The organism is Paenibacillus sp. GbtcB18 (genome assembly GCF_019091125.1).
GTDB lineage: Bacteria > Bacillota > Bacilli > Paenibacillales > NBRC-103111 > Paenibacillus_F > Paenibacillus_F chitinolyticus.
In genome coordinates this window covers 1-18,827 of record NZ_JAGXJX010000006.1, presented here as the reverse complement: position 1 = coordinate 18,827, position 18,827 = coordinate 1, and the positions used below count along the sequence as shown (strand labels likewise).

Annotated in this window: 19 protein-coding genes and 7 tRNA genes; 4 read left to right on the top strand and 22 right to left on the bottom strand. The window is 54.2% G+C overall.

The window, feature by feature from the left end; all coding sequences use genetic code 11:
- Positions 1 to 273: 273 nt before the first annotated feature.
- The 15 genes from hisIE to KVT34_RS17860 all read right to left on the bottom strand — a co-directional run bounded on the left by hisIE (position 274) and on the right by KVT34_RS17860 (position 14,358).
- Positions 274 to 951, bottom strand: coding sequence for a bifunctional phosphoribosyl-AMP cyclohydrolase/phosphoribosyl-ATP diphosphatase HisIE (gene hisIE / locus KVT34_RS17930; protein WP_217560194.1), 678 nt, complete (start codon positions 949 to 951; stop codon positions 274 to 276).
- Positions 948 to 1,706 (bottom strand): imidazole glycerol phosphate synthase subunit HisF, encoded by a 759-nt coding sequence (hisF, locus tag KVT34_RS17925; protein WP_217560193.1) that lies wholly within the window; start codon positions 1,704 to 1,706, stop codon positions 948 to 950. The genes hisIE and hisF overlap by 4 nt, the downstream gene beginning before the upstream one ends.
- A gap of 115 nt (positions 1,707 to 1,821) precedes the next feature.
- A complete protein-coding gene (hisA, locus tag KVT34_RS17920; RefSeq protein WP_042232327.1) occupies positions 1,822 to 2,547 on the bottom strand; it encodes a 1-(5-phosphoribosyl)-5-[(5-phosphoribosylamino)methylideneamino]imidazole-4-carboxamide isomerase in 726 nt (241 codons plus the stop codon).
- Positions 2,548 to 2,589: 42 nt separating this feature from the next.
- The gene (gene hisH, locus KVT34_RS17915) at positions 2,590 to 3,207 is read right to left on the bottom strand and encodes an imidazole glycerol phosphate synthase subunit HisH (RefSeq protein ID WP_217560192.1); all 618 of its coding nucleotides are present in this window, start codon (positions 3,205 to 3,207) and stop codon (positions 2,590 to 2,592) included.
- 2 nt (positions 3,208 to 3,209) lie between these two features.
- Positions 3,210 to 3,941, bottom strand: coding sequence for an imidazoleglycerol-phosphate dehydratase HisB (gene hisB / locus KVT34_RS17910; protein ID WP_302695441.1), 732 nt, complete (start codon positions 3,939 to 3,941; stop codon positions 3,210 to 3,212).
- A complete protein-coding gene (hisD, locus tag KVT34_RS17905; protein WP_217560191.1) occupies positions 3,934 to 5,223 on the bottom strand; it encodes a histidinol dehydrogenase in 1,290 nt (429 codons plus the stop codon). The genes hisB and hisD overlap by 8 nt, the downstream gene beginning before the upstream one ends.
- A 91-nt stretch (positions 5,224 to 5,314) precedes the next feature.
- Positions 5,315 to 5,950: an ATP phosphoribosyltransferase gene (gene hisG, locus KVT34_RS17900; RefSeq protein ID WP_217560189.1), complete on the bottom strand. Its 636-nt coding sequence runs from the start codon at positions 5,948 to 5,950 to the stop codon at positions 5,315 to 5,317.
- A 211-nt stretch (positions 5,951 to 6,161) separates the two neighbouring features.
- The gene (locus KVT34_RS17895) at positions 6,162 to 7,379 is read right to left on the bottom strand and encodes an ATP phosphoribosyltransferase regulatory subunit (protein WP_217560188.1); all 1,218 of its coding nucleotides are present in this window, start codon (positions 7,377 to 7,379) and stop codon (positions 6,162 to 6,164) included.
- Positions 7,380 to 7,572: 193 nt separating this feature from the next.
- Positions 7,573 to 8,154, bottom strand: a complete 582-nt coding sequence (locus KVT34_RS17890) for an acyltransferase (RefSeq protein ID WP_217560187.1) — start codon at positions 8,152 to 8,154, stop codon at positions 7,573 to 7,575.
- Positions 8,151 to 8,804: a pyrophosphatase PpaX gene (ppaX, locus tag KVT34_RS17885; RefSeq protein ID WP_042232340.1), complete on the bottom strand. Its 654-nt coding sequence runs from the start codon at positions 8,802 to 8,804 to the stop codon at positions 8,151 to 8,153. The genes KVT34_RS17890 and ppaX overlap by 4 nt, the downstream gene beginning before the upstream one ends.
- Positions 8,805 to 8,837: 33 nt before the next feature.
- The gene (gene lgt / locus KVT34_RS17880) at positions 8,838 to 9,773 is read right to left on the bottom strand and encodes a prolipoprotein diacylglyceryl transferase (RefSeq protein ID WP_217560186.1); all 936 of its coding nucleotides are present in this window, start codon (positions 9,771 to 9,773) and stop codon (positions 8,838 to 8,840) included.
- A gap of 50 nt (positions 9,774 to 9,823) precedes the next feature.
- Entirely contained in the window at positions 9,824 to 10,765 is a 942-nt protein-coding gene (gene hprK, locus KVT34_RS17875) for an HPr(Ser) kinase/phosphatase (protein WP_217560185.1), read from the bottom strand.
- 182 nt (positions 10,766 to 10,947) lie between these two features.
- On the bottom strand, positions 10,948 to 12,072 hold the full coding sequence (locus KVT34_RS17870; RefSeq protein ID WP_217560184.1) for an ABC transporter ATP-binding protein: 1,125 nt from the start codon (positions 12,070 to 12,072) through the stop codon (positions 10,948 to 10,950).
- A 101-nt stretch (positions 12,073 to 12,173) separates the two neighbouring features.
- Positions 12,174 to 13,289: a helix-turn-helix domain-containing protein gene (locus tag KVT34_RS17865; RefSeq protein ID WP_217560183.1), complete on the bottom strand. Its 1,116-nt coding sequence runs from the start codon at positions 13,287 to 13,289 to the stop codon at positions 12,174 to 12,176.
- Positions 13,290 to 13,410: 121 nt separating this feature from the next.
- Positions 13,411 to 14,358 carry an MraY family glycosyltransferase gene (locus tag KVT34_RS17860; protein ID WP_042232352.1) on the bottom strand — a complete coding sequence of 316 codons (948 nt, stop codon included), beginning with the start codon at positions 14,356 to 14,358 and terminating at the stop codon, positions 13,411 to 13,413.
- A 260-nt stretch (positions 14,359 to 14,618) separates the two neighbouring features.
- On the opposite strand from KVT34_RS17860, the gene KVT34_RS17855 reads away from it, so the two are divergent.
- The 4 genes from KVT34_RS17855 (at position 14,619) to KVT34_RS17840 (ending at position 17,881) form a co-directional block, all read left to right on the top strand.
- On the top strand, positions 14,619 to 15,011 hold the full coding sequence (locus KVT34_RS17855) for a hypothetical protein (RefSeq protein ID WP_217560182.1): 393 nt from the start codon (positions 14,619 to 14,621) through the stop codon (positions 15,009 to 15,011).
- 5 nt (positions 15,012 to 15,016) lie between these two features.
- Positions 15,017 to 15,613 (top strand): gluconate 2-dehydrogenase subunit 3 family protein, encoded by a 597-nt coding sequence (locus tag KVT34_RS17850; protein ID WP_217560181.1) that lies wholly within the window; start codon positions 15,017 to 15,019, stop codon positions 15,611 to 15,613.
- The gene (locus KVT34_RS17845) at positions 15,610 to 17,169 is read left to right on the top strand and encodes a GMC family oxidoreductase (RefSeq protein ID WP_217560180.1); all 1,560 of its coding nucleotides are present in this window, start codon (positions 15,610 to 15,612) and stop codon (positions 17,167 to 17,169) included. Before KVT34_RS17850 ends, KVT34_RS17845 begins: the two co-directional genes overlap by 4 nt.
- 403 nt (positions 17,170 to 17,572) lie before the next feature.
- Positions 17,573 to 17,881, top strand: coding sequence for an MTH1187 family thiamine-binding protein (locus tag KVT34_RS17840; protein ID WP_217560179.1), 309 nt, complete (start codon positions 17,573 to 17,575; stop codon positions 17,879 to 17,881).
- 78 nt (positions 17,882 to 17,959) lie between these two features.
- Here the strand turns inward: KVT34_RS17840 and KVT34_RS17835 are convergent.
- The 7 genes from KVT34_RS17835 to KVT34_RS17805 form a co-directional block, all read right to left on the bottom strand.
- A tRNA-Lys gene (locus KVT34_RS17835) sits at positions 17,960 to 18,032 on the bottom strand.
- A 10-nt stretch (positions 18,033 to 18,042) separates the two neighbouring features.
- Positions 18,043 to 18,128 (bottom strand) — tRNA-Tyr (locus tag KVT34_RS17830).
- Positions 18,129 to 18,170: 42 nt separating this feature from the next.
- Positions 18,171 to 18,246, bottom strand: a tRNA-Phe gene (locus tag KVT34_RS17825).
- 29 nt (positions 18,247 to 18,275) lie between these two features.
- Positions 18,276 to 18,352: transfer RNA gene (locus KVT34_RS17820), tRNA-Asp, on the bottom strand.
- A 15-nt stretch (positions 18,353 to 18,367) separates the two neighbouring features.
- Positions 18,368 to 18,443 (bottom strand) — tRNA-Val (locus KVT34_RS17815).
- 14 nt (positions 18,444 to 18,457) lie between these two features.
- Positions 18,458 to 18,534 (bottom strand) — tRNA-Met (locus KVT34_RS17810).
- A 7-nt stretch (positions 18,535 to 18,541) separates the two neighbouring features.
- Positions 18,542 to 18,632, bottom strand: a tRNA-Ser gene (locus tag KVT34_RS17805).
- Positions 18,633 to 18,827: the final 195 nt, after the last annotated feature.

Below are 18,827 nucleotides of genomic sequence, written 5' to 3'. Positions count from 1 at the left end.
GACGGGTCAAACTTCTGTATAGAACGCTCCGCATACGTTTTCATACGAAAGCGCTTTTTAACATGTAAGCGAGAAAAAGATGCCCCTCTGTCTAGTATCTAGTACCAGGGACATTTCCTACCCAACCATTATACATGAAAATTGTCGAAATGAAAAAGCACAGAGGGACGCCAAATGGAGGTAATTGTGGCTAGTTTATGAACTTCGGAAGCAAAAATCGGCACCCGTTCCTCTAGATGGCATATTTGCCTATAGAGTCGGATGCCGATCCCTTTATTTGGATTTGCTCATGTGACGCCGCTCCAGCTCCGCCATTACATCGTCAAGCGGAAGCTTGGACTCGCGAAGAAGAACCATCAAGTGAAAAATCAGATCGCTCGTTTCGTACCGGAGTTCGTCGTGATCCCGGTTTTTGGCAGCGATGATTACCTCTGCCGTTTCCTCGCCTACTTTTTTGAGAATTTTGTCGATTCCCTTCTCGAATAAGTAGGTCGTGTAGGCGCCATCGGGTCTTTCCGCTTCGCGGGAAGCGATAACGGATTCCAGCCTCGACAAGATACCGAACCGGTCGGCGGAAGCAGGCACGGCTGCGGATTCACCGGTTGCAGCGGAATCTGCGCCGGCCACCGGAATTTCACTGCCGAAGCAGGTGTAAGATCCGGTGTGGCAGGCGGGTCCGGTCTGCTCCACAAGGACCAGAAGCGTGTCCTCATCGCAGTCATACCGGAGCGAAACCACGCGCTGCGTGTGCCCCGAGGTCGCTCCCTTGTTCCATAGCTCCTGCCGCGAGCGGCTCCAGAACCAGGTCGTGCCGGTGGCCGCCGTTTTTTCAAGCGATTCTTTATTCATATAAGCCAGCATCAGAACGTCTTTGCTGATGGCATCCTGCACAATAGCGGGAACGAGACCCTGCGAATCGTAGCGGATGTTGTCCAGTAGTATGCCTGTCATCGAATCTCCACTCCTTTTTTCTTCAAGCTCTCTTTAACGCCCTGCACCGTCAGTTCTTTATAATGAAAGATCGTCGCGGCCAGACCCGCATCGGCACGGCCTTCAGTGAACACTTCGTAGAAGTGTTCTTCGTTTCCGGCACCGCCGGACGCGATGACGGGGATTCCGACAAACCCCGATACCGCCTTGGTCAAAGCCAGATCGAAACCGTCCTTCGTCCCGTCCGCATCCATGCTGGTAAGAAGCAGTTCGCCGGCGCCCGCCGTCTCCATCCGCTTCGCCCACTCGACAGCCCGGATACCGGATGCCGTCCGGCCCCCGTGCGTATAGACTTCCCACTCGCCCCAAGCCGGGTTGAACTTGGCGTCAATGGCGACGACGATGCACTGGGACCCGAATTTGCGGGCACCGTCCGATACAAGCTGCGGATTCATGACCGCCGCCGTGTTGATGCCGATTTTATCCGCGCCGGCACGAAGCAGACGCTTCATATCGTCGGTAGTCGAAATTCCTCCGCCGACCGTGAACGGAATCGTGATTTCGCCTGCCGTTTTCTTCACGACCTCCACCATCGTCGCCCGGCCTTCGACCGAAGCCGAAATATCCAGGAAAACGAGTTCGTCGGCGCCTTCGCGGTCATATATGGAAGCAAGCTCAACCGGATCGCCCGCATCTCTCAAATTCACGAAATTTACACCCTTGACGACCCGGCCGTCCTTCACGTCCAGACAGGGAATAATCCGTTTAGCCAGCATTCTGACTTCCCCCTTTAACTCTATACCACCTTGTACCCGGCACCTCGCTGAGCTAGCGCCCGTATATTCCTTACTCCGTTGTTCTTCCTATCGCCGCCCTAAACCAAACCGAAACCTAAACCAGCTTCAGCGCTTCCTCAAGCCGGATGCTGCCTGTGTACAGCGCCTTGCCGACAATCGCGCCGCCAACGCCGTTCGCTGCCTCGGCGGCAAGCCGCTCCAGATCTTCCGTCCGGCTCACGCCGCCCGAAGCAATGACCGTCTGGCCGGAAACTTGCGCCAGCCGTACGATAGCCTCCACATTCGGTCCGCCCATCATGCCGTCCCGGGAAATATCGGTAAAAATAAACGTTTTGGCGCCATGCTCGGCAAGCTGAACCGCCAAATCTTCCGCTTTTACCGATGAAGTTTCAAGCCAGCCCCGGGTTGCGACAAAACCGTCCCGCGCGTCCAGGCCGATGGCCACGTTCTCCCCGTGTTTAGCCAGCAGAGACTGGACGAAAGCACGGTCTTCGATGGCGGCTGTGCCGAGAATGACGCGAGTTACGCCCAGCGACAGCAGACGATCGACATCCTCCTCCGTGCGGAGTCCGCCCCCCACCTGGACCGGAACTTTCACCGTGCGTGCGATTTCGCCGATCAGCTTGTCGTTAACCGGCCGGCCGGCCTTCGCGCCGTCCAGATCGACCAGATGAATCCACTGCCCGCCTTGAGCTTCCCAAGCTTGCGCGACCTCAAGAGGATTCTCGTTATAGACCGTTTCCTGATTATAGTCACCTTGAACGAGACGGACGCATTTGCCGTCCCGGATATCGATTGCCGGATAAATAATAAAGGACATGATTCGTTACCTCCACCTGATAGGCCTCAGAGCCGGTTAATCTTAGGACTTCGCCTTGCTTCGACACAGCCCTACGAAATTTTGAAGCAGCCGCATGCCCAACTCACCGCTTTTTTCGGGATGAAACTGCATGCCGAAGACGGAACCTCTTCCTACTACAGCCGTAACCGGCTGATGATAATCCGTGACAGCCAGAAGATCCTCCTGACGCTCCGGCTTCACATGATACGAATGAACAAAATAAACGTGGCCCTCTTCAAGCCCTTCCAGAAGCGGGCTGATCTGCTTGAACTCCAGCCGGTTCCAGCCCATATGAGGCACCTTGTAGTCCCCTTGGAATCGCACGACTTGACCGGGGAGCAGATTGAGGCCGTCATGCTCTCCATATTCTTCGCTGGAGGTGAAAAGCAGCTGCATGCCGAGGCAAATACCGAGCAGCGGCTTCCCTTGAGCGGTCAGTTCCCGCAAAAGCCGATCGAGACCGAGCGAGCGGAGCTGCTCCATCGCGTCGCCGAACGCTCCCACTCCGGGCAGAATAAGGCCATCGGCCTCGGCCAGAATCTTCGGATCGGATGTAACCGTGGACTCGCATCCGAGGCGTTCCACGGCCTTGCTCACACTATGCAGGTTGCCCATGCCGTAATCGATGATGGCAATCATGCTTAGAGAACTCCCTTCGTCGAAGGTACTCCCTTAACACGGGGATCAATGGAAGTGGCTTCATCCAGGGCGCGTCCCAGCGCTTTGAAAACCGCTTCGATCATGTGATGCGTGTTCCGGCCGTAATGAACAATGACATGAAGGGTAATCCGGGCCTCCAAGGCAAATTTCCACAAGAACTCGTGAACCAGCTCCGTCGTGAAACTTCCGACTTGCTGGGAAGGATACTCCGCCCGGTATTCGAAATGAGGCCGGTTGCTGACATCGATAATCACCTGCGCAAGCGCCTCATCCATCGGGATAAATACGCTGGCGTACCGTTTGATGCCCTTCTTGTCCCCAAGAGCTTCCCTGAGCGTCTGACCGAGACAGATTCCGATGTCCTCTACCGTGTGGTGATCGTCAATGTCAACGTCTCCGCGAGCTTGAACTTTAAGATCGAACTGTCCGTGCTTGGCAAAAAGATCCAGCATATGATTCAGAAAAGGAACATCCGTCTCCAGTTCCGAGACACCGGTTCCATCGACGCCGAACGAAAGTTCGATATCGGTTTCGTTCGTTTTGCGCGCTACGCTGGATACGCGTGCACGGGAAACGGACTCCGTGACGGACAAGCCTTCACCCGCACCTGTGTCTGCCCCATCCGCATTTACTGCATCCGCGTTAACCGGTCCACCCGGGTTCCCGCCTTCAAGCCCCGCTTGTTTTGCGTTCTTGTCCACTTGTTCAGCCATGAAAGTTCCCTTCTTTCTGCAATCGAACTTGTATCGCTCTGGCATGCCCTTCGAGCCCCTCGTTACGGGCGAGCGTCATAATTTGCTCCCCGTTCGCAAGGAGAGCTTCCTTACTATACGAAATCACACTGGACTTTTTAATGAAATCGTCGACGTTCAGCGGCGAAGAGAACCGTGCCGTACCATTCGTCGGGAGAACGTGATTCGGTCCGGCGAAATAGTCGCCGACCGGCTCCGGGCTGTACGCGCCGAGGAAGATCGCCCCGGCGTTCTCAATCCGCGGCAGCACCGCGAACGGGTCGTCCACGAGCAGCTCCGTATGCTCCGGAGCAATCGCGTTGACGACGCGGATGCCCTCGTCCAGATCCTCGACGAGGACGATCGCGCCCTTGTTCGCCGTGGACACCTCGGCGATCGCTTTGCGCGGCAGCGCCTGCAGCTGCCGCTCCACTTCTTCGCGGACCCGCTCGGCGAGCTCGCGTGACGGCGTCACCAGAATGGCCGGTGACAGCTCGTCATGCTCCGCCTGAGCCAGCAGGTCCGCGGCGATGTATTCGGGGTCCGCCGACTCGTCGGCCAGGACCACGATGTCGGTCGGACCGGCAATCATGTCGATATCGACGACGCCGAATACGGCGCGTTTCGCGAGCGCGACGTAAATATTGCCGGGTCCGACGATCTTGTCAACGGCACGAATCGTATCCGTGCCGTAAGCGAGCGCCGCGACGGCCTGTGCGCCGCCGACGCGATAGATCTCCCGCACGCCGGCCTCGGCTGCCGCCACCAGGATGTGCGGGTTGATGCCCTCTTCCCCGGCTGTAGCCGGCGGCGTCACCATCACGATCTCGGGAACGCCCGCGACAACAGCCGGGATGGCGTTCATGAGTACCGACGAGGGATAAGCCGCCTTCCCTCCGGGGACGTACAAGCCGACGCGCTGCAGCGGCCGGATGATCTGGCCCAGCAGGGACCCGTTGTCCTGCAGGTCCATCCAGGACACGCGTTTCTGCTTTTCGTGAAACGCGCGAATGTTGGCGGCGGCTTGACGCAGCGCCTTCAGAAACTCGGCGTCCACCCGATCGTACGCCGCCTCGATCTCCGCCTCGTCCACGCGGAGTTCGTGGAGGTCGACGCCGTCGAACTCCTTGGACAGCCGCCGGAGAGCCGCATCTCCTTCGTTGCGTACAGCGGCGATGATCGATTTCACGGCGTCGTTTTGCTCCGCCGTCCCGTAGTCCACTTCCCGGGTGAGTTCAAACTCTTCCGCAGGCACGATTTTCATGCGCAATCATCCTTTCGTAACGCCGGCTTCCGCCTGCTGATCGTTTCGTTTTCATAATGCTTTATATCATCCGTCAGAGGATAGCAGCCTCTTACTCCGGCAGCGCAATCGTCGCCTGCAGAGCGTCGCAAAGCTGTTGAATCCGGTCGTTTTTCATCCGGTAACTGACGCGGTTCGCGATAAGCCTGCTCGTAATCGGAAATATTTCCTCGTATTCCACCAGCCCGTTTTCCTTCAAGGTCTGACCGGTTTCGACCATGTCGACGATCCGGTCGGCCAAGCCGATCAGCGGCGCCAGTTCAATCGAGCCGTTCAGCTTGATGACTTCGACCTGCTGCCCTCTTTCCCTGAAATATTGGGAAGCTACCCGGGGATATTTCGTCGCGACGCGGGGATTCAGAACGGGCTGCCAGTCCGGCAGCGCGATTACGGACATCCGGCAGCGGGCGATACCGAGATCAAGCAGCTCGTAGACGTCCCGGTTTTCTTCCATCAGCACGTCCTTGCCCACCACTCCGATATCCGCCACCCCGTATTCCACATAGGTCGGAACGTCGACGGGTTTGGCAAGAATGAATTCCATGTTCGCTTCCGGAAAGGTAACGATCAGTCTCCTGGAATCGTCACCGCTATCGTCCGGCATCGGCAATCCCGCACGGCGGAAAAGTTTGAATGCCTGTTTATATATACGCCCTTTGGGCATAGCTACTTTAAGCATTTCCTGCATGCTCTACAGCCTCCTGTCAGCAGCCTCTGTCGAAGGCTAAATGGTTGCGGTCATGTGCGGCGCGGAACCGCCGGCAAGCCCGCTGTATAGTCGGAAAGGCCGGTTTAAACGGCCTGAATCGTTTAATTATCTCAGTGTCTTCCGGTTAGAGCTGCCGCAATTGCAGCTTCAGCTTCTGCAGCCGGCAAATTACCGATACGGCCCCCGGATTCTAATCCGCCAAATACAGCAGAACGTCCGAGTAGACGTTTCCTTCGTACCGGTAGCCGCCCTGCTCCAATTTGTGCAGCGCTGCCGGGTCCCAGGGCGCGACTGATCCGTTTCCGGCGTGGCGTGTGACGACGACCTTTCCGGGAAGGGTTCTGAGCTCCCGGGCTTTGCCCAGCGCTTCGGCGCGGCGGGATTCCCCGTATACGATCAGGACCCGTTCCTGCTGATTACGGGCTGCATCTCCCGCCGCTTCCAGGATGCGGTTCGTCTTCAATGCAAAGCCCGTTGCCGGTGCCGGGCGTCCGAACTGGGCAAGCAGATTGTCGTAACGGCCCCCGCTGCACAGCGGGAACCCTAGATCGGCGGCATACCCTTCGAACGTAAGACCCGTGTAATAAGAAAAATTCCCGATCATCGTCAGGTCGATCAGCACATGCTCGCTGACTCCGTAAGCCTCCAGAACGTTCCAAACCTCGCACAAATGGGCGATAGCCGCTTGTGCCGTCGGATCGGAAGTGACGCTGAGTGCCTGTTCGCAGATGTCTTTGCCTCCGCGCAGCCGAAGGATGCTCTCCAGCTCACCGCGTCGGGCTTCGTCTACATCCATGCGCCGGATGGCCGTGCGGTAACCGACGTAATCCCTGCCGAGCAAGCAGCTCTTAAGCTCTTCCTGAGCTTCGGGATGATCTTTGAGCGTTTCGCCGAACAAGCCATGTAAAAACCCGACATGCCCCAGGGCAAACTTAAACGTTTTTACGCCTGCGGCCTGTAAAGAAGCAATCGCCAAAGCCACTACTTCGGCATCCGCTTCCGCAGACGGGTCGCCTACGAGCTCCACACCGGTCTGCACGAACTCCGAATCACGCCCGGCTTCTTCCTCCATCGCCCGGAAGACATTCCCGTGATAGCTAAGACGAAGCGGAAGGGGCTCATCCCTAAGAAGCGAGGAAACCACCCGCCCGATCGGAGCCGTCATATCGGAGCGGAGCACCAGCGTTTGCCCATTCCGGTCCAACAGCTTGAACTGCTTGCGGTCTTCGATGGAGCTGGCTACCCCCACCGTATCGTAAAATTCCAGCGTCGGAGTCACGATTTGGCTGTAGCCCCACCGTTCCATGCAGTCCAGCACGCTGAACTCGATCTCACGGATTCTCGCTACCGATTCCGGAAGCAAATCTCTAAAGCCCGTAGGCTTTTCAAACACTTTCGGTTTAGACATTCAAGTTCCTCCTCGCCCTGCCGGTACACCTCTATTTTCAAAAACGCTTTAGCACGCTACCATACTACCAAATTGAAGGATATCCGTTAGTTTATCACGTAATGTCAGAGGCGTCAATTTGCAGATTCATTTCCATTCGTTTCTCCGGAGCTAATGTCCTCTTCGCTTCAAACCAAAAAAAACAGTTCTCTTCCTAAGAAGATGAACTGTTTCGATTGATGCTATCGCCGGAAGACACCGGTCCCGGTATTTCCGCTGACGCTCCGAAGGTCCGGGCTTCTGCGGAATCGGGAGTTCCCGTCCGGATAACCTGAAGCGGATTGCCCGCTACGAAGCTGTATGGCTCTACATCCTTGTGTACGACAGACCCTGCACCGATAACGGCGCCATCCCCTATCGTTACACCGGGCAGAATGGTTGTGTTCGCCCCGACCATCACATTCGATCCAATCCGCACTTCACCCAGACGATACTCCTTGGTCAAATACTCGTGAGCCAGAATGGTTGTGTTGTACCCGATGATCGAGTTGCGGCCGATCTTTATTTTTTCCGGAAAAAATACATCCACCATCACCATCAAAGCGAAAGCGGTGTGTTCTCCCACCTCCATGCCCAACATGCGGCGGTAGATCCAATTTTTAACCGGAAGCGAGGGGCAGTAGCGGCTGATTTGTATCCAGACGAAATTTTTGACCGCTTTCCATTTGCTGACCGTCCGGTAAATCTGCCATAGGGCGTTAGGTCCGTCGACCGGGTATCTGTCGGTTTTCCTCAAACACTTTCCTCCGTAATCCCGAAAATCATATACAGCTCGCGCATATCCGCGATCATATGCTCCGGATGGTACTGTTCCAGGTAGGCCTGGCCCTTAAGAGACCAGTTGACGGCCACGGCTTCAACGCCCGCGGCTTTAGCCGCTTCGATGTCGTAATGGCTGTCCCCCACCATGACGGCTTCCTCCGCTGTTGAGCCCAGTTCATGGAGAGCCTTCCTGATCCCTTCCGGGTCCGGCTTCGCATTCGTGACATCATCGACGGTCACAATACTTTGGATATACGGCAGCAGCTCGCAAAGCTCCAGGCCCAGCATGGTTGTCAGCCTGATTTTGCTGGTCACGACGCCGATTTTGACTCCGTAGGCATGCAGCTTGGCCAATACCTCTTTTACATAAGGAAAAGGCTTCACCAGCTCGTCGTGGTGCTTGAGGTTATAGGACCGGTAAAGGGTCAGAAGATCCGTCACTTCATCCAGTCCGCTGAAAAACTGAAGCTGCTCGATGAGAGGGCGTCCCATATGCGGGATAATGCTTTCTCTTGTAAACAGCTCCGGGGTCTTTCCTTCCAGCGCATGCAGGAACGACTGGATAATGAGCTCGTTGGTGTCTAGAATGGTGCCGTCCAGGTCAAACAATACCGTATGCTTCATGCTGTGCTCCTTATTTTGAAGAGTTCTTTCCTATTAGGAATGACTTGTATTGGCCGAGGCCGGTGCCCCGCCGATTTTCTCAATGGGGTCGCTGTACTTGGTTTTCGCATAGCCCATACGGCGGCGCAGGACGATGATGATGATAGCCGCGATGATGATAAGCACCGCAAGAAGCTGGGAAATACGGATGTTGCCGCCGTATGTCATCGTACCCGCTTCACCGAACAGCAGGGACATCGGCGACCACAATCCGTTCAGCAGGGAAGCCAGCCATGCCGGTCCCGTGAAATCGAGGCTGTCCGTACGCAAGCCTTCGATGAAGAAGCGGCCCAGCGAATACCAGATAAAATAGCTCATAAACAATTCGCCCGCACGAAGGAACGGACGGCGGCGCAGCCAGAAGAGCAGCAGCAGCCCGACGAAATTCCATACCGATTCATATAGGAAAGTGGGATGATAGAAAATCCCTTCGATGTTCATCTGGTTCACGATCCAATCCGGCAGATGAAGCGTGCTGCGCAGGAAAGATTCGCTGACTGGACCGCCGTGAGCCTCTTGGTTCACGAAGTTTCCCCAGCGGCCGATCATTTGGCCGACGATGAGTCCCGGAGCACAAATGTCCGCGATCCGCCAGAACGAGTATCCTTTGCGGCGGACATAGATAAGTGCTGCGATAATAGCCCCGATCAGAGCGCCGTAAATGGCGATTCCCCCATGCCAGATGGCGATGATTTCGCTCAGATTGTTTTTGTAGTTTTCCCATTGGAAGGCCACATAATAAATGCGGGCGGCCACAATGGCAGACGGAACTCCGATCAGCAGCAGATCCATAAAAAATTCGGGCTGCAGCTTGAAGCGTTTGCCTTCCCGAATGACAAGCAGCAGCCCGATCAGGGCCGCCGTGCCTAATATAATGCCGTACCAATGCACGGAAATCGGGCCTAGCTTAAAAGCGACTGGATTTAGCATAAACGGTCGATATCCTCCTATTCCTTACCTATGTGGGTATGAACCGGCTCTCAGTCCATGTCGTCCAAATCTTCGGCCAGCGTTTCCGTCAGCTTATTGGTGAACTGCAGGGCCGCGTTAAAGCCCATGCGCTTAAGCCTGTAGTTCATCGCCGCGACTTCGACGATGACCGCCAAGTTTCTTCCCGGACGGACGGGAATGGTGATCAGCGGCACATCCGCTTCAATAATCCGGGTCGTTTCTTCGTCAAGTCCGAGGCGGTCGTACTGCTTATCCTGCTGCCAAGTTTCCAACCGGGCAACGACGGATATTTTCTTGACGTTCCGCACCGCTCCCGCACCGAACAGCGTCATCACGTTAATAATGCCGACGCCGCGGATTTCAAGCAAATGGCGGATCAGGTCGGGAGCGTTTCCGTACAGCATGTAATCGGCCGTCTGGCGAATTTCAACGGCATCGTCCGCTACAAGACGGTGGCCGCGCTTAACCAGCTCGAGCGCCGTCTCGCTTTTCCCGATTCCGCTGCCTCCCGTAATAAGCATCCCGACGCCGTACACATCCACCAGTACACCGTGAATGGTAGTGGAGGGAGCAAGTTTGTTTTCCAGGAAGTTGGTCAGCCGGCTGGCCAGAATGGTCGTCGCCACTTGGCTGCGGAGAACCGGAAGCTGTTGTTTCTTCGCTTCCTCCACCAATTCCGCGGGAATATCTAATCCGCGGGTGACGATAATGCAGGGCGTCTCTTCGCTTGCGCAAAGCTGCTCGGCGCGATGCAGCCGGACCGTTTCGTCCAGCGTTTCGAAGAAGGACATCTCGGTGCGTCCCAGCAGTTGAACGCGTTCCTGCGGATGATAGTTGAAATAGCCCGCCATTTCCAGACCGGGCCGGTAAAGATCGGCAACCGTTACAGTCCGCTTAAGACCGTCTTCGCCGCAAATGACTTCCAGGTTGTAATGCTCAACCAGCTCAGACACTCTCACTTTTTTGCCCATCGTTCATTCCCCTTTGTTTTCCCAATAGTTCCATCGTAATTCAACTGCCGGGTGAAAATCAACCTGCCGCCAGGCCTACCGGTATGCCCCACAGAGCCTGCATCGTTCCCATAGGCCGCCTTATCAACCACTAATACGTCAAAAAAGCCAGTCACGATGGACTGGCTTTAAATTGATGATTCTTACGAGTTCAGAAGAATGGAGTTCGTCGTTTCTTTATCGAAGAAATGAACTTTGTTCATGTCCAGAGCAAGCTTCACGTTAGCGCCGTCTTTCAGACCGGAACGGCCGTCAACACGCGCCACGACTGTACCTTCGCCGATACCGGCAAGGTGAACTTGCATTTCGTGACCGAGGTTCTCGGACACTTCGATCAGGGCGTTAACCACTGTCTTAGCGGATGCTTCGAGGAACACAGGCTCATCGTGGATATCTTCAGGACGAATACCCAGAATAACATCTTTGCCGGCATAGCCTTTGTCGCGAAGAACTTGAGCTTTGCCTTGCGGAATAACAACGTCTACGCCTTTGGCTTTGAAGTGAAGCTCTCCGCCTTGGTCGCTCAGCGAGCCGTTTACGAAGTTCATGGAAGGAGATCCGATGAAGCCCGCTACGAACATGTTGACCGGGAAGTTGTAGATCTCTTCCGGAGAAGCTGCCTGCTGGATTATGCCTTTGTCCATAACGACAATCCGGCTTCCCATCGTCATAGCTTCGGTTTGGTCATGCGTTACGTAGATGATCGTTACGCCGAGACGTTTGTGAAGTTTGGAAATTTCGGCACGCATTTGTACACGGAGTTTAGCGTCCAAGTTGGAAAGCGGTTCGTCCATCAAGAAAACTTGAGGTTCGCGGACGATTGCGCGGCCCAGGGCGACACGCTGACGCTGACCACCGGAAAGTGCTTTCGGTTTGCGGTCCAGAAGGTGTTCAATATCGAGAATTTTAGCCGCTTCACGCACGCGTGCGTCGATATCGGCTTTTTTGAATTTACGGAGTTTAAGGCCGAACGCCATGTTCTGGTACACGTTCATGTGCGGGTACAGGGCGTAGGACTGGAATACCATGGCGATGTCGCGGTCTTTAGGAGCCACGTCGTTAACGAGACGGTCGCCAATGTACAGTTCGCCTTCGGAAATTTCTTCAAGACCGGCAATCATCCGCAGAGTTGTGGATTTACCGCAACCGGATGCTCCTACCAATACGAGAAACTCTTTATCTTGAATATCGAGATGGAAATCCTTAACGGTTGCTTCTTGGTTGCCTGGGTACCTCTTTACGATATGGTTAAGACGAACGCCTGCCATAGTTCATTCCCCCTGGTTCTTGAATGTTCTTGATTTGAATCTGTACATTTATCTTAGCTTAAATGCCCGAAGACTGACTATGCACAATCTTCACAAAAAACTCACTTTCTTTTTGTTACTTTGTACAATACGAGCGCAAGCTTCACCAAAACGGCGTCGTGGAAAGCTCTTACGTCCAGTCCCGTCTCGTTTTTGAACTTGTCCAGCCGGTATAACAGCGTGTTGCGATGAATATACAGCTTTTTGGCCGTCTCGCTCACATTGCAGTCCAGCGCAAAAAAACTCTCCAGCGTCGACTGCGTCTCGGCATCCATGGAATAGTCCTTCAGCACATGCTCCAGAAACTGATGTTTCTCGGAATCGGGGATCGGATGGAGCAGCTTTTCCATTTGTAAATGCCAAGGGGTGTGTATGTTATTCGTCACATTGTACAACCGGCCGAGCATAATCGTTGAGCGTAGAGCTAGCATGGCCGCCAGAAGCGTCTGGGCAGGCTGGATGGGATAGTGAACCCCAAGATGGCTTTCTCCTACCCATTCGGTAGCCAGCATGTCATGCAGTCCTGACGCCAGGGCATCGAGCATCTGCTCGGTGCTCTCTTCCTGGGCGTCCGTCTTGTCTTCCTGCCCCACTGTGAGCAGATAATCCGGCGCAAGAATCAGCCATTCTTTATCCAGCAAAGGAATCAATATAATTTCCGCGTCAAAAAAAGTCTCCAGCAGCCTTTTTAGCTCCCGGTAAGACGCCCGTATATTCGAAGAATAATCTCCATACAGGAGAAAAGGTATTTTGGTCGAATAAAGCCCGGCCTGGGAAGAAATCGTGTCGGGAACCTCCGCTTGGGAGTCGGTTTCGGCATGCTGCAGCAGCCATTCCCTGAGCGCGGAAAGCTTTTTCTCTTCTTCGAGCAAAAGAGTGCCGCTTTGCCTTTTCTCCGGCTGCGCAGATTCAATGAGCCACTCGACCAGATGACGTTCGTCTCCGGCCAAGTTTCCCGCAGGAATAGACAAAGCATGGACTTCATTTCCTTCCCTGCCGAGCAGGAAATAAACCTCTTTGCCGATCAGCATGCTGCTCTTCTTCACGGCCTGCCTGTCCCCGTTATTTTTCCCCGCGTTTCTTGTAAGGGTTTCCCACTCTTCCGGCGTCTTTGCAATCAGTTGGACCGGCCCTTTGCCGATCGATTCCAATTGTTCTTTCAGCCTTTCCCAATCCATCCGCATAGCTCCCTATCTGTGTAATATCGAGGCTGCCATGGTGCTTCCTATTATTGTAACACAGGTAGGTAAGCGTTTCACTTAAAGATGCCTTCAGTAAGCCCCGGATGCGGGATGCGGTTCATACGCCCATGAGCACCACAATAATGGAAAGCAGGGAGAAGAGAGCGCCGATCAGGTACAGGAAAGAAACCGTTTGGGTTTGGGACAGCCCCCACTGCATAAGGCTGTGATGAGTATGAAGCTTATCGGCCCGGTGCAGCCCCCCGCCTTTCAGGAGCCTTCTCGTAAACACGATGACCGTATCCAGAATAGGAACGCCCAGCGCCAGCACAGGAACCAGGAGGGAGATAAACGTCGCGCTTTTGAAAGCTCCGTCCACAGCAACGACCGCAATCGTATACCCCAAGAAAATCGCGCCGGCGTCCCCCATAAAAATTTTGGCGGGATAAAAATTGAACGCCAGAAAAGCCAGACAGGCGCCGACCAGAATACCCGCAATCAATGCGGAATCCTCCTGCCTTTTGACAAGAGCCGCCACAAGCAGCGCCAAAGAAGCGATCGTTACGATTCCCGAGGCGAGTCCATCCACCCCATCAATAAAATTGATCATATTGGTGATCCCGAAAATCCAGGCCATCGTGCCGAGCCAGACAAGCCAGACCGGGAAAAAAATCATGCCGCTGAAGTGAAGATTCGATACTCCGATTATTTGAATGCCGAATAAAAGCGGCACCGCGGACACCGCAATATAGATGATCAACCTGGGCCAGACGGGGAAGTCCTTACTCCGTGTTTTAAACCAGTCGTCCGTCAAGCCTGTCAGCATAAGTACCGTTCCGCCGATCAGCACCGCGTAGGAAAGATTGCCGTTACGGCTGAACATTAAAATTGCCGCCGCGCAAGCGATGTAAATCGCCACTCCTCCGAGCAAGGGAATAGGAGCGGCATGAATTTTGCGGGTAGACGGCCGGTCGACAAACCCTGCTTTTACAGCGATTCGCTTCATAACGGGCACCAGCAGCGCCACCAGAATAAAGCTCGTCAGCATAGGAATTAGATAGTGCATACGCTCGATTCCTCCTGCCTGTCGTCACCTTTACGGATGACAACGGGTAAATGGCTTTTTCACAGCATCTGTTAGCGTCTCCCAATCAAATTCCGCCCATACTTGCCCCGCTTGGTAAAGGTTTGGTCGGCTAACCCGCTCAAAACCTCGAGAACATTTTGTTAGAAGCGAGTTAACTCCTCCTTTTGTGGAAAAAATAAGAAAGAGAGTTCAACGATTTAAACGGATGTTCAAAACGAAACAAAGGAGATCCCCCTACAATGATCTGGAATGCCTGGACGTTAGACCGGTCCGTTATTTTGTTTACGGCTTTCGCTTATTTATTTATTGCGGCTCAAGTGACCTTGTCCCATTACCGGCAAAATTTTCACCGCAAAGTCATGCTGATTCCCGTTCTTACCGCCCCGCTGTACTTTCTGGTTGGGCTGCTTGCGGTTCTCCTTAACCGGTCTTGGCTTCTCTGTCTGTTTCATATAGGCATGTGGCTGGGCATTTTGACGGGCTTATTCGGCCTATACCTTCATATCCGGGGAGTAGGCAAACGCGTCGGGTCTTATGCATTCCGCAATTTCCTTATCGGACCTCCCGTCCTAATGCCCCTGCTGTACTCGGCTCTCGGTATTCTCGGGTTAATCGCTGTTTATGGAAGGTGACTTGTATGAGAAAAATGCCGAAATACCCTTCTTTCGATGTCATGAAGGAGCAAAACCACTGGGATCCCCACACGCGGTCTATCGTTAGCTCACGTATGAGGCGGCGCCGTGACTATCGGTTGTTAACGCGGTTAGAAGCGGAGCAGCTCAGAAGCATATGCTCTCTTCTTGTCGACGACGACCGGTCCGAAATCCTGACTTACGTGCTGGAGCATATAGATGACACTTTGTACGGGCAAAAGGAAGAAGGCCAGAGAGGACCCGAGACTCCTCCTCAGTCCGAATTAATCCGGAAAGGGCTGGAGGCGCTTGAGACGATGTCGCACGGGTTTCATGCGAAGCCCTTTCAGCAGCTATCACGGGCGGAACAGAAGGAGCTGCTCACGAATGTTGCCGAGGTTCGCCTGTCCCTGAGGGGCGATTGGCCGGCCCCCGTGCAGAAAGCCTTCTTCATCAGGCTGCTCACGCTGACCGTGGAAGCTTACTATTCTCACCCCCAAATCTGGTCCGAAATCGGGTACGCAGGCCCTGCTTATCCGAGAGGTTACATCCGGGCAGACCGGGGGCACCTTGATCCGTGGGAGGCGAAGTCGAAACAATGAAATGGAACACTCAATCGGAAACCGTTGATGTGGTCATTATCGGCGCGGGAGCGGCAGGCGGTGTGCTTGCACAGGAACTTAGCGAAGCCGGGCTGCAGGTCGTGGTATTGGAAGCCGGTCCCCTGCGGGATCCCCAAAGGGATTTTGCGAGCGACGAGCTGTCCATGCAGTGCCTGGGCTGGCAGGATACCCGTCTTGTGGACGGAAGGCATCCTCTTACCATGGGGCACAACAATTCGGGCTGGGGGGTGGGCGGCGGAACCCAGCATTTTACCGGAGTGTTTTTGCGATTCCATGAATCCGACTTCAAGACAAGATCCATCGACGGAGTCGGCGAGGATTGGCCAATCCATTATAAAGATTTAGAGCCGTACTACTCCCGGATTGAAAAAGAAATCGCCGTTTCCGGTCCCCGCCATTTTCCGTGGGGAAACTTCCGCGGGCCTTATCCTTATCCCGAACGGGACCCTCTAAGCCCTAATGCCTATTTGTTTCAAAGAGGCTGTGAGAGCTTGGGGATTCGCTCCGTTACGGCCCCCCTGGCGATTCTGTCTGCGCCTTTTGAGGGCAGGCCTCCGTGCATTAACCGTGGTTTCTGCCAGCAGGGCTGCATGCCTAACGCCAAATTCAGCACCCTCATTCAGCATATCCCGAAAGCTGTGCAAGCAGGCGCCACTGTGCTTACCGATAGCAGGGTCACTCAGATCGAGACAGGGCCTGACGGAATGGCTGCGGCTGTGCTTTTTGTGAAAAAAGGAGTCGAATACCGTCAAAAAGCCAAACTCGTAATCGTATCGGCCTATGCGGTCGAAACACCCCGATTACTGCTGAATTCTGCGAACAGCCGTCATCCGGACGGGCTTGCCAACAGCAGCGGCTGGGTAGGCAAAGCACTTATGACGCACAGCAGTCATGACGTGTATGCCAAGTTCGAGGAGGAAGTGCGGCTGTACAAGGGGACCCCTGTGCTGGCTACTACTCAGGAGTTTTACGAAACCGACCGGAGCCGCGGCTTTGCACGCGGGTATTCCCTGCATGCCCATGGCACGCGGCCTCTTGCTTTTGCTCAAGGAATCGTCAAAACAGGGAAATCTCCTGTATGGGGAACCCCGCTACGCGAAGCAATGCTGGACTACAATTTTTACGGCCGCGCGACACTGGTTGGAGAAGTCCTTCCGCAAGAGCACAACTGCGTCACGTTATCCGGGGAGAAAGACGCTTTCGGTTTGCCCAGAGCCAAGGTGTCCTTCAGCTACGGGGAAAACGACATCAAGCTCATCGAGCATGCGGTCTCGAGCATGGAATCTATTCTTCGGGCTGCGGGAGGAACACCCGAATTTGTGGTGCCAGATACCGCCCACCTGATGGGCGGCTGCCGGATGGGGAACGATCCGTCGCGATCTGTCACAAATTCATTCGGGCAAACGCACGATATCCCGAATTTATTCGTATGCGATGCGAGCCTCTTCGTCACGTCCAGCGGAGTGAATCCCACTAACACCGTAATGGCCTTAGCAGCGCGAACAGCCGATTACATCATAAGTGAAATCATTTGATCACCAAAATGAAGATGGATGGAGAGCTCTGCCTTTTTTAATACGAGCTCTTCATTATGTAGACTGAGCTGCGAAAAAACTTTAAGCTCGTATGTCGACTGGACTTGGTCAAATTCCTGACATCGCTTGTGACGATTCACAGCTCCCCTGTTTGGTATTTGATGCGATGCGCAGTCTCCCACCAGACGTTTGCCGCGGCTTCCCTTTCCTTGTTACAGATGTTTTTTCGCACCGCGTGAAGCTCCCGGCGCGCGATGCTCGGCGTCACATGACGGTGGTCAACCACTGACGGTAACCCAGGCGTTTCCGCTTTTTCCAAGCAGCAATCAGCAAGTAGCCACCGGGCATCGTTTCCAGTACAATTAGAGACAAAGTCATTTCTAACAAAGGAGGACCATGACTAGTGGCAATTGCAGAAATTACAGTTGTTCCTATAGGTACAAACTCTACAAGCTTAAGTGAATATGTAGCCCATCTCCAAAAGGTATTAGACAATCAGCCTCTCCATTATGAGCTTACTCCAATGAGCACCATCATCGAGGGCCCCCTGGATCAACTCATGGCAGTCATCCTTAAGCTTCACGAAAGTCCCTTTGAAAATGGCGCTCAACGCGTTTCCACCTCCATAAAGATAGACGACCGCCGTGATAAAGCGGCATCCATGCAGCAAAAACTCCAGTCCGTTGCCGACAAACTGGAGCAGCTTCAGTAAGCTTCGATATAAAAAGACAACAAAAAAAGAGACCGTTAAGGTCTCTTTTTATATGAAGAGAATTGTTCACATGGCATGTGAGCCATGAAGGACTCGAACCTTCGACACCCTGATTAAAAGTCAGGTGCTCTACCAACTGAGCTAATGGCTCTTGGAAAAACTGGTGGAGGCTGATGGATTCGAACCACCGAACTCGTCAGAGAACAGATTTACAGTCTGCTGCGTTTGGCCACTTCGCTAAGCCTCCACAATACTGCCAAGCGCCGTTATGGACTTACTTGACTAAAAGTGGTGGCTCGGGACGGAATCGAACCGCCGACACGAGGATTTTCAGTCCTCTGCTCTACCGACTGAGCTACCGAGCCATACTATGAAATTGGTATACAAACTAAAATGGCGGAGCTGACGGGATTCGAACCCGCGGTCTCCTGCGTGACAGGCAGGCATGTTAGGCCTCTACACCACAGCTCCGTGCATAAGATTGTATGGTGGACGCTGACGGGATCGAACCGCCGACCCTCTGCTTGTAAGGCAGATGCTCTCCCAGCTGAGCTAAGCGTCCTTATGTAGTTGTTATGGTAGCGGCGGAGGGGCTCGAACCCCCGACCTCACGGGTATGAACCGTACGCTCTAGCCAGCTGAGCTACGCCGCCTTAATACTGGCGGAGAGAGAGGGATTCGAACCCTCGCACCACTTACGCAGTCTAACCCCTTAGCAGAGGGTCCCCTTGAGCCACTTGGGTATCTCTCCAATGTGTAAACAAACTTTTCAGGTTGCTCCCTGAAAACTAGCAGCGAAACAAGCAGTCGATCCATCCAAGATCTTGTGGTGCATACTACGTATGCGTCCGATGCCGCGTCCACTTTCGTGAACACGTGTGGTCAAGCCCTCGACCGATTAGTATTGGTCAGCTCCACACATTGCTGTGCTTCCACCTCCAACCTA